Source organism: Streptomyces sp. NPDC006197, assembly GCF_040613865.1.
Lineage (GTDB): Bacteria > Actinomycetota > Actinomycetes > Streptomycetales > Streptomycetaceae > Streptomyces.
Map to the genome: position 1 here is coordinate 39455 of NZ_JBEXSZ010000007.1, position 10124 is coordinate 49578.

The 10124-nt window shown below is 71.1% G+C and carries 6 protein-coding genes and 3 pseudogenes; 3 read left to right on the top strand and 6 right to left on the bottom strand.

Annotated features, from left to right (window positions below; all coding sequences use genetic code 11):
- Positions 1-702 (top strand): annotated as a pseudogene (locus ABZ318_RS03565) (serine/threonine protein kinase); the annotation flags it as partial.
- Here ABZ318_RS03565 and ABZ318_RS03570 read toward each other — a convergent pair.
- The 5 genes from ABZ318_RS03570 to ABZ318_RS03590 form a co-directional block, all read right to left on the bottom strand.
- Positions 684-3752 (bottom strand): LuxR family transcriptional regulator, encoded by a 3069-nt coding sequence (locus ABZ318_RS03570; RefSeq protein ID WP_356900837.1) that lies wholly within the window; start codon positions 3750-3752, stop codon positions 684-686. The pseudogene ABZ318_RS03565 and the gene ABZ318_RS03570 sit on opposite strands and share 19 nt — an antisense overlap.
- Before the next feature lie 305 nt (positions 3753-4057).
- Positions 4058-4492: a DUF2000 domain-containing protein gene (locus ABZ318_RS03575; protein ID WP_356900838.1), complete on the bottom strand. Its 435-nt coding sequence runs from the start codon at positions 4490-4492 to the stop codon at positions 4058-4060.
- Positions 4493-5040: 548 nt separating this feature from the next.
- Positions 5041-5502, bottom strand: coding sequence for a transposase family protein (locus ABZ318_RS03580; protein WP_356900903.1), 462 nt, complete (start codon positions 5500-5502; stop codon positions 5041-5043).
- A complete protein-coding gene (locus tag ABZ318_RS03585) occupies positions 5462-5833 on the bottom strand; it encodes a transposase (protein WP_356900839.1) in 372 nt (123 codons plus the stop codon). Before ABZ318_RS03585 ends, ABZ318_RS03580 begins: the two co-directional genes overlap by 41 nt.
- Positions 5834-5953: 120 nt before the next feature.
- A complete protein-coding gene (locus ABZ318_RS03590) occupies positions 5954-6700 on the bottom strand; it encodes a BTAD domain-containing putative transcriptional regulator (protein ID WP_356900840.1) in 747 nt (248 codons plus the stop codon).
- Positions 6701-7458: 758 nt separating this feature from the next.
- On the opposite strand from ABZ318_RS03590, the gene ABZ318_RS03595 reads away from it, so the two are divergent.
- Positions 7459-8337: a hypothetical protein gene (locus ABZ318_RS03595; RefSeq protein ID WP_356900841.1), complete on the top strand. Its 879-nt coding sequence runs from the start codon at positions 7459-7461 to the stop codon at positions 8335-8337.
- A gap of 195 nt (positions 8338-8532) precedes the next feature.
- Positions 8533-9270, top strand: a pseudogene (locus ABZ318_RS03600) (transposase family protein).
- A gap of 100 nt (positions 9271-9370) precedes the next feature.
- Here the strand turns inward: ABZ318_RS03600 and ABZ318_RS03605 are convergent.
- Positions 9371-10124 (bottom strand): annotated as a pseudogene (locus ABZ318_RS03605) (transposase family protein); the annotation flags it as partial.

Consider the following 10124-nt stretch of genomic DNA (forward strand, 5'->3'; position numbering starts at 1 on the left):
GGGACCGCTCCGGTGGCGGCCGTGCCGTCCGCCGTCGTCGGACGGAAGCGGCGCGGGCGCCTCGGCCGCTTCCTGGGGGCGGCCGCCGTCGTCGTGCTCGCCGTCGGGATTCCCGTGGCCGCGATGAACTGGGAGTGGCGGCCGGCCGACCCAGGGAGCGGGCCGAGCACCGCCGCTCCCTCGCGGCAGGGCCCGGACGCACGGCACCCCACCACGTCGGCGCCCGCACAGGAGACGGCCCCGGAGAAGCCCGACCTGCTGACGGCCGACGGGGTCCGGACCGCCGTGGCGGCCGTCAAGGCGGCGTCGGGCGGGGCGAAGGTCACCAGCTTCGTCGTGTACCCGGACTACGCGGTGGCCGAGTGCCTCGTCAAGGGCAGTACGAAGCGGTACGACCGGTACATGTACCGGGGCGGTGACGTGGCCGTCCGGCAGGGACCCGGCGGCACCGCCTTCCCGGGCGCCGTCCCGGCCGACCTGGACGCGTTCTCGTGGGACGCGCTCCCGGCGCTCGTGAAGCGCGCCGACAAGGAGCTCGGCGTCGACGAGCCGACGAGCCGCTACGTCGTCCTCACACCGGGTTCGACGCTCCTCGGCAGCGAGGCGGGGCTCAGCGTCTACCTGTCCGACACGTACGGCGTGGCCTATCTGACGGCCGACGCCAAGGGCCGGGTGACCGCCACCTATCCCCGCAAGGACTGACCTGCCGCCCTCTCGTCCCTGACGACCAGCGAGGCCAGTCCCGCCCGGGTCTCCACCCCCGTCTTGCGGTAGACCCGGGCGACATGGCTCTCGACCGTGCGGGGGCTCAGACAGAGCCGGTCGGCCACGGCCCGGTTGGTGAGCCCCTCCGCCACCAGGGCCGATATCTCCCGCTCGCGCGGGGTGAGGACGGCGAGCCGGCCGCCGGTGCCGTCGCCCCGGGGCGGCGCGGGCCGGGTCCGGTCGGCCAGGTCCACCAGCATGCGGGCGCCCGCCTCGACGGCCAGCCGGCGGCCCCCGCGCCAGGCGCCGGCGGCCTGCTCCGCGTCGCCCGAGGCCTGGAGCTGCGGGGCGGCGAGGAGCAGGCCCTGGGCCTCGCGCAGGACCGCACCGGAGCGCGCGCTGTCCGCCGCCGCCTCGGTGAACTCCCGGGCGGCGGCCGCCGGTTCGCCCCGCCGGTCCAGGACCCGGCCCCAGGCCCGCCGCGCCGCAGCCCTCTGGACGGGCAGCCCGAGCGACTCCGCTTCCGCGAGGGCCCTGCGGGCGACCCGCTCGGCCTCCGGGAGGTCCCCGGCGGCGAGGGCGGCGCCCGTGAGGACTTCGAGGTAGCCGGGGCGCAGGGAGGGCTGGAGCCGGGAGAGGTCCCGGTCGCCCCCCGCTCGCAGGAGCACCTCCCGCACCCGGTGCGGGTCCTGGTCGAGCGGGACGGTGTGGGCGAGCATGCAGCGGGCCTGGGTGGCCCACCAGCCTTCGGCGGTCCCGACGGTCGCCGCGGCCTCCTCGGCGGCGGTCGGCACCTCGGGGTCGCCGAGCGGCCGGGCGTGCAGGAGCACCGTGGCCCGGATCGCCCGGCTGAAGCCGACGAGTTCGGCGCCGCCCAGGGAGCGGGCCACCGCGAGGGCCTCCTCGGCCCGGTCGAGCGCGGTGCCGACCCTGCCCGTCAGGAGGTGGACGTACGCCGAGCAGAGCAGGAGCTGCGAGAGGGCGAAGGGGCGTCCGGCGCGGCGGGCCATCGCGATGCCCCGGGTGGTGTGCCGCTCGGCCGTCCCGTACCGCTCCAGGAAGGCCTCGCTCCAGCCGAGGCGCACCAACGACTCGGGGTGGTCGGCCAGTCGGCCGTCGGTGAAGGAGTCGGTGAGGGCCGCGGCCTCGGCGGCGTGGGCACGGGCGGCCGCGGTCTTGCCCTCGTACACCTCGCCGAGGGCGGCCAGCGTCAGGACCTCGGCGGTTCCCGCGTCGTCGTGGAGCCGTCGGGTCGCGTCGAGGGTCTCCGCGACCACGGGGCGGACCTCGGGGTAGCGGGCGGCGAACAGGGCGCGGCAGCCCCACTCGACGACGAGCCGGGTCCGCAGGTCCGGCCGGGGCCCGGGGGCCCGCTCCAGTTCACGGCGGAGCAGGGCGTCCGCCTCGGGGTAGCGGCCGAGGTGGCGCTCCATGAACGCGCAGAGCAGCACGGCCGAGGTCCGCGGCTCCGCGCCCTCCGTCCCTCCCTCGCCGTGGCCGTCGTCGATGAGGCGGTGGAGGAGGTTCCGGCTCTCCGCGACGCGCCCCGCCGAGCCCAGGGCGCCGGCCCGCTTGAGCGTCAGCTCGCGCCGGGTGCCGTGGTGTTCGGGGAGGTCGGGCAGCAGGTCGAGCACGGCACCCAGCCAGTCGGCGGCGCGCGAGGGGTCGGCCGCCGTGATGCGCTCGGCGGCCTCGACCAGTGCGGCGGCGGTGGCCGGGTCCCAGACGGCCGCGGCCCGCACGAGGTGCGGGGCCCGCTCGGTCACGGGCGCTCCCGCCGCGGCGAGCGCCGCGGCGGACCGCCGGTGCAGCTCCCGGCGGCGCCAGGGGTCGAGCGTGCCGAGCAGCAGCTCGGACAGTGCGGGATGCCGCAGCGCGAGGACACGTCCGTCGTGCTCGGCGCGGACGAGATCCCGCCGGCCGAGCTCCCGCAGCGCCGCGCCGACCACCGCCGGCACGGACGGGCCCGGGGCCGCGCCGGACGCCTCGCGCGGCGCAGGCGAACGGAAGGCCACGCCGGGCGCCCCGCGCGGCAGCGACGGCGACGGGCGGGGAGCGTCGCCGTCGCTGCCCGCCCGGCGCGAGGGACGCGGCGCTCCGTCGGCCCCCTCCCCGGTCGGCCGCCCCGAGTACCCGCCGGGCCCCGGCCGGGGTACCGGCGACAGGCCGGCACCGGTGTCCTCGCGGGTGACGGTCGCGAGCAGTTCGGGAGTCGCGCGGGGGCCGAGTACCGCCACGGCCTCCACGAGCGACCGCTCCGTCCGGCCCAGGGGGGCGAGTTCGTCGAGCAGGGCGGCCATCGGTGCGGGGCCGGACGCCTCGCCCCGGGACGCGCGGGCGAGGGCGAGGGCGCGGTGGTAGAGCGGGTTTCCGCCGCTGGCGGCGTGGAGGTCCCGCATCGGCTCGGACGGCAGCCCGGCGCCGGGCCCCTGGGCGCACTCCTCGGGCGTCAGCGGGCCGAGCGCCAGTCTCGCGAGGGTCTCCGCGTCGTCGGCGCGCGCGAGGGCGGAGGCCAGGGCGGGCGGGGTCTGGCGCTCGCGCCGGGCCAGGACGAGGAGGAGGGGCGCCCTCGGCGGGTGCCGGAGGAGGTGGTCCACGAGCGCCATGGAGGCGGCGTCCGCCTCGTGGAGGTCGTCGAGCACGAGCACGAAGCCGGGTGCCACGACCCGCCCCAGCGCCGTCGCGATCCGCCGCACCGGCGCCGCGCGCTCGACGAGCTCCGCGAGTCCGGCCAGGTCCGGTGCCGTGGCGTGGTCGCGGGGGTCCAGGTCGGCGAAGGCGTCCACGAAGGGCTGGAAGGGGGTGCCGTCCGCCGGGGCCGGGTCCGCCCGGCCGTGCAGGACGGTCGCGCCGCGCCCCCTGGCCCGTACCGCGAATTCGGCGAGGAGGCGGGTCTTCCCGATGCCCGGCTCGCCCGTGACGTCCGCGACCGCCGGGCCCGCCCCGTCGGCCCGGGCCCTCGACAGCGCGTCGAGGCGGGCGAGTTCCCGCTCGCGCCCGGCGAAGGGCGCGCGGTCGGCGCACCCCGGATCCGCGAAAGTGTCCACGTACAGTCCCCCTGTCCCGCGCCTGCCCCTGTTCCTGCCCCTCTCGTTTCTCAGTTGTACGGCACGCCACCGACAACGGTCTCGCGTCCTCGGGCTCGGTGATGAGTCCGCCGCGGCAGACGACCAGGATGTCGGGGTTGACCCGCTCGGCCGCGTCGCGCATCTCCTGGACGGCCGTGGCGGCGGCCCGCCGGGGGTCGAAGACGTACGGGACGGAGGCGCCGGCCGCCGCGCTCCCCGTCCTTCTGGAGTGCGCGGGGCGCGCTGCCGGGTGACGGCTCGTCCGGCCCCGGGGTCCGCGGGGCTCAGGGGTGCATCCGGGCTCCCTTGAGCACCTTGTCGACCGCGTTGCGCGGCCCGTACACGGCGAGGCCCGCCAGATCGAGCCGTCCCGTGCCCACGGCCCGTACGGCGGCGCGGTTGTCGCGGTCGTTGCCGGTGGCGAAGAGGTCGGTCGTGAACACCGCCCGGGGCAGCGAGCGGGAGAGGGCGCGGCCGTGGGCGGCGGTCAGCGTCTCCTTGGTCCCCTCGAAGACCAGGACGGGCTGCCGGAACATCGGCAGGTACGGGGTGTCGTCGGCGTCGGCGTACGGTTCGCCGATCACCTCGGGGAGCTCCGTGCCGAGTCCGCTGACCAGGAAGGCCGTCACGTTCAGCCGCTGCCAGGTCTCCAGGTCCTCGCGCAGCAGCACGGCGATCTTGGTGTCGAAACGTACGGGCGTGTCGTCGGTCGTCGTCATGCCCCGAGACTGCCGCCGGCCCCGTCGCGCGGTCTTGTACATTCCTTGCATGGTGACCGCGCGACGGCCTCGCAGTGAGCATCATCGAGTACTGACAATGTAGGCCTTGACCAGCTCATTCCCTTCTTTCAGCACTGTCAGGGCCTTCCCCGCTCACGCGGCGAGAAGTTCCTGGATCCCCCCTGGGACACACGTGAAAGTCCCTGAGAAATCCCCGGGATGCGCCTGCCTCCCCTCTCTTCCGGGGGAAGCAGGACCCTCCGGAGCGACTGGCAGCACACCCAATCCCAGGGGCAACAGCGTGCCCCTTGACTACCCTTTCTCGCAGCCCGACGGCGTGTACTGGCAGCCGTGGCGACCGGCTAGCAGTCGAGGGCCCCCTGGGACGGGCCTGCCACGAGCCGAAGGGTGCGATGCCCCATCTCCTCGCGACATCAGTCACCGTCAAGACGACTTGCCTCCTGCTCACCAGGCAGCACCTTCATCCGAGGACGTCATGCCCTACAGCAGCGACAAAACTCGCCACACACAATGAGCCTTTTCCAACCTCACGCTGACGCGCGATGAAGGACGAGAACGGCCTGGACGATCGCGGTGATGCGGTTGGCGCTACAGCGGAGCTTCCACAGGAGGCGCCAGCCCTTCAGCGTGGTCATGGTCTGCTCGCCAAGGCAGCGGATCTTGGCGTGCGTGCTGCTGTGTCGCCGCTGCCATCGCTTGAGGCGACGGCAGCGAAAGGGCACCGGGACCGGACGGCCGGCGCCCTGATACGCCTTGCCCGCCCAACACTTGAGTTCGGCAGCGGCGAGGGCCTCAACGATCCCGTGAGTGCGGGCGGGATCTCCCCTCCCCGGACAGCGAGTCGTCCCGTCAGATACCGCAGGGTGCGACTGGACAGGTCGATCGACGACGAGCAGACAAGCACGCGAAGCTCCTGGTGGCTGCGGGCGATCATGGTCGAGAACCCGTCTACCAGGAGCTTCGTCGTTCCGCAGATCCGTCCAACGCACAGTCAGCAACGGCAGGGCGGAAGAGGCTCAGTGGCCGGTCATCGACCCCTCTCCTTGGCGAAATACGCGGCCGCCTTCCGCAGAATCTCCCGCCCCAGCTCACAGACCTGCTTGCGCAAGCGCCGCAGTGCCGCAGTTCCTCGCGCTCCGCTGGGTTCAGCGGGCTCTCACCACCCGCGGCCGCTTCCGCCCTCGAGCGCGCGCCCCACCGACGCAACGACTCCGGGTCGACACCCAGCTCCCGCACCGCCGACCCGATACGCCGTCCACTGGACTCCACCAGCGCGACCGCGTCCCGCTTGAACTCCTCCGAGTACCTCGCAGTACCCATGAGGGCATCCTCTCCCCGAACCCAAAAATCCGCTTCTCAGAAGTGCCCACAATTCGGGGTATTATCAATCTTGCCAGATTCTCCTTTTGTTCGTACACCGACCCGCGGGGTTGCGTGCGATCACGGCCCGTCACCAAGCAAAGGGTGTTGGCCCCGAGAGTCTTGGCGTCGCGGCGGCAACAGGGCGGTGAAATGCTCAGAAGGCCCCATCCCCATTTTCTCGGCGATCAGCGCACGAAACGTCTCGTAGTGCCGGTACGCCTCCACCGCGTTACCCTCGGCCAGATGCACAGTCACCACGGCCCGGTGTGCGCTCTCCCTCAGCGGCTCCATCCGGACGCAGGTGAGCGCGGCCTCCAATGCCAGGGCATATCGGCCACGGCTGGCCAGAAGCGTGCTCAGGGTCTCAATCGCGTGCATCTTCAACTGATGCAGCCGTTCCCGTTCGAACATGACCCATTCCTCACCCCAGCCTGGCAGCAGATCACCGCAGGAGAACAAGTCGAGGGGAAGTTCCTCACCGAACGTCTCGGGGGCATTGACCAACTGCAGGGCCATTCGGGTGAAGGCATGGACATCGACCTGCACACCATTTGACAGCGCCAGGGTGTCCCCGCGCGCTTCCACGACCGGCGAGTGTCCGCGGTTCAGCCGCCACAGCGTGGTGCGCAGGCTCCCTTGCGCATGTCCCTCGGTGACGTCGGGCCAGAGCGTGCCAGCGACAACGGTGCGGCTTGCGGCGCACTGGAGCCCCAGGTAGGCGATGAGCCGCTGCCCGTTCGGTGTAACGGAGACAGCCCCGGCGGCACACTCGAAGCGGAAGGGGCCGAGTAGCCGCACATACGAAGGCAGCGCTGCTGTATCCATGCCTATCCTCGTCCGGTGAGGCCGGTCGCTGGAGCGGCTGCGCGCACGTGCATGGCTAGGTGACATCGGTACTGCCTCCATACTCACGCCGTCGCCCTCCCGCCTACCACCAGCTCACCCACAATTTTCTCTTTCGGGGATTTCGCTTTGACCATGATCGACCGGCGATGCCGTTGATTCCCGTATCCGTCAGGTGGTGTCGCCCGGCCAGGGAAGCTCGCCGCGGGCGAGGAGGATCAGGCCAAGGTGGCCGACTGGGGCAACCTCGTATATGCCGAGCAGCACCGGCGGCACGGCAAACTTCTTGCCCAGGACGTATCGAACTGCTGGTGGAGCCTGACTCACCCTCCTTGCAGCTGACACCGCTTACCGCCTGGCGCACCGGATACCCGGTCGGGGCGAGTTCGGTCACCTGCATCGGCGTAGCCGAGGGAACCGCGTACGTGACGGCGCCAGCATCCCCTCAACGCGACGCAAGGAACTGCAGGCAGATGAATCGCACTGCGCAACAGCTGCCGCTCGCGTGGCGCGCCTTCGCTGGCACCAACCAGGACCTCGCCACCCTTGGTGAGCTCCTTCACCCCCCGGTCGCTTGCCGCCTCCTGGCCAGAGCTGTGCTCGGGAAGCTCCGCTGAACTGCCCAAGCTGCCTCTGCGGTGGCCGCCGCCCAGCAGTCGGCACCTGCGCTTACGGCGTGCATCAGGTTCACGCTTCGCTTATTTAAGAAGATGACAGTCGATGATTGCGAGGCAGCGTTCATGAGCTTCCACGTCTACCCCGATCCGCAGACCGCCGCGCTGACGGTGGCCTCTGACACTACTGCCCTCACTTCAATTAGCCAGCTGGCTGGTACACCCCCTATGATCTACTCTAATTACACCAAAGCGATGTACATCCGGGTGAGTATGTTCGGCGGGACCAGCCCGCCGACGCTGTTCGTCAAAGCCGGCACCGGCGTTCCGGTCCAGGCGAAGGGGCAGTTCTCTCCAGTGTTCCGGGGCCCCGCTTCGACCGACTACGTCGGTGACGTGAGGTTGATCAGCAGCGTGGAGAACGTTTACGAGATCTACATGTTGTTCGATCAGGACTCCTCCGAAATGTGGCAGCTGGGCATCAGGAACAACGACCATGCAAACGACCGGGACTTCACCTGGGTGGTGGCTGATTCGGCCGCCGAGACGGCACAGCCTTGGATCGTTGTCATGCCGGGAGAGCTGTCCTATCACTGGCTGGATGACAAGCCCATCGACCAGAACACGCAGGTGTCCAACAAGGGGACCGGGACGCTGAACATCACCGCGGTCACCCCGGCCCTGACTGCCGGGTTCGCAGTGAGCAGCAGCCTGCCCCTCAAGATCAAGCCCTCCGGTACGGAGCTGCTGACGGTCACCTTCACTGCACCGGCCGCCCCATCACCTGCCGACGGCTCGCTCACCGCGATCACCGACCTCACCGCATCGCCACCCGACACCACGGCGGGCATCAGCGACGGCCACAACCAGCGACTCGGTCTCACCGCAACCAAGCAACTTCCTGACCTGACCCCGCTGCTGGCCACCACACCTGGGCACGTCTCGGCGGACCCCGCCGACCTCACCACTCTGCGGCGGCGGTCCTGGTTCCCACCTCCCGCCTGACCAGAGAAACGTAGAAGGCAGGACGGCATGGCGGCTACAGAGGGATCCCCCGCCACACCGCTCCCTGAGCCTTCCCAACGTGACTGGGGGCTCTGGGGTTGGCGTGGCAGAACGGCGAAGCTCCTGGTAAATGAGTTGTCGACCAAGATCAACCTTCGCTGCTAGGAGCTTCGTGCACTTGTCTGCCCGTCAGGACTGGACCCGTCCACTTCGGCGCTGCGGCTGCTGCGGGAGCTGACCGCTCGGCTGCGACGGACCGGCACCCGCTGGCGGCGGCTCGTCTGCGACCGCCAAGCGCTGACGGACTTGGCCCACCTGCGCTGCGGTCACACCTTCGCCCAATTCGCGGCCGGTTCGGCGTCGGCCTGGCCATCGCTCACCGCCACGTCACCGAGGCCGTGGGCGTCTTGGCCGTCCTCGCACCCCACCCTCCAGCGGACCGAGGCGGTTGCCGCACAAGGCGTTCGTCATCCTGGACGGCACCCTGTTGCCCATCGACCGCATCGCGGCCGACCGCCCCTTCCACTCCGGCAAGCACCGCAAGCACCGCATGAATCTCCAGGTCCTCGCCGACCCGTTTGGGAAGCTCACCTGGGATTCGCCAGCCCTGGCAGACGCGGTCCATGACATCAATGCAGTCCCCACCCACGGCCTGCTCGACGTCCTCAGCACCGGTAGCATTCGGTACTGGGCCGACAAGGCGCACCATGGCGCCGGGCCCGCCGTCCGCGTCCCCTTCCGTGGGCGCTGGAACAAGCTCTCCGCCGGGAAGAAGGCCGTCAACCGCGCCACGCGAAGGTCCGCGCGCTCGGTGAACAGGCCATGGTCACCCTCAAGTCCTGGCGCCTGCTGCGGAAGCTCCGCCGCAGCACCACCCGCATCACCGACCTCGTCAAGGCCGTCCTCACCCTGGAACTGACCGCCTCAACCTGAGGAGGACACCGCACTGCTTCCTCTACTCCTGACGTGTTTGATACGTCGAACCTCTTCCACGTTTCGTCCATGCTCAATCGGCAGTGAGCCCTTCCCCACCTCACGCTGATGTGTGGTGAAGGACGAGTACAGCCTTCACCGCGTCGGTGATTCGGTTGGTGCCGCAGCGGAGCTTCCGCAGGAGACGCCGGCCCTTAAGGGCGGCCATGGCCCGCTCGCCCGGCAGCGGATCTTGGCATGGGCCGTGTGCTGACGGCGCTTTCCTCTCTTGAGGCGGCGGCCCCGAAAGGGGGCCCAGACGAGTCCGTCGGCGCCCTGGTACGCCTGGTCGGCCCACCATCTGAGCCCCGCGTCGGCGAGGGCTTCGGTGATCCCGTGCTGCCCGACGACGGTCAGGTCATGGGTCGAGCCGGGAAGTGCTGGCGAGGCCCGGAGCAGCCGTCCGAGCGGGTCGGTGAGGACCTGCACGTTCATGCCGTGGCGTTTGCGTTTCCCGGAGCAGTACGGGGTGTCGGCGGCGACGCGGTCGATCGGCAGCAGGGTGCCGATCGAGGATGACGAACGCCTTCGTCCGGATCGTTCTTATGACCTCGGCTAAAAACGGAGCGAGGACGGACAGGACCTCCACGGCTTCACGTAGGTACCGGTAGACGGTCGCAATCCCGATGCCGAATCCGACGGCAAGCCGGGCGCATGTGTCACCGCGCCGCCGGTGGGCCAGGGCGAGCGGGGCCTGACGCGCGGCGGAAAGGCGCCGCTGGCGCGTCCCGGGCTCCGCCGCCCGACTGGCGGCCGGCCGGTCAGGAACCGCAAGGTGCGGCCGGACAGATCGATCGAGGACGGGTGCGCAAGCC

Bases quoted from the DNA above. Each gene is read 5' to 3' on its own strand.
- ABZ318_RS03590 (WP_356900840.1), bottom strand. From the start codon at position 6,700: ATGGATACAGCAGCGCTGCCTTCGTATGTGCGGCTACTCGGCCCCTTC.
- ABZ318_RS03595 (WP_356900841.1), top strand. From the start codon at position 7,459: ATGAGCTTCCACGTCTACCCCGATCCGCAGACCGCCGCGCTGACGGTG.
- ABZ318_RS03575 (WP_356900838.1), bottom strand. From the start codon at position 4,492: ATGACGACGACCGACGACACGCCCGTACGTTTCGACACCAAGATCGCC.
- ABZ318_RS03585 (WP_356900839.1), bottom strand. From the start codon at position 5,833: ATGGGTACTGCGAGGTACTCGGAGGAGTTCAAGCGGGACGCGGTCGCG.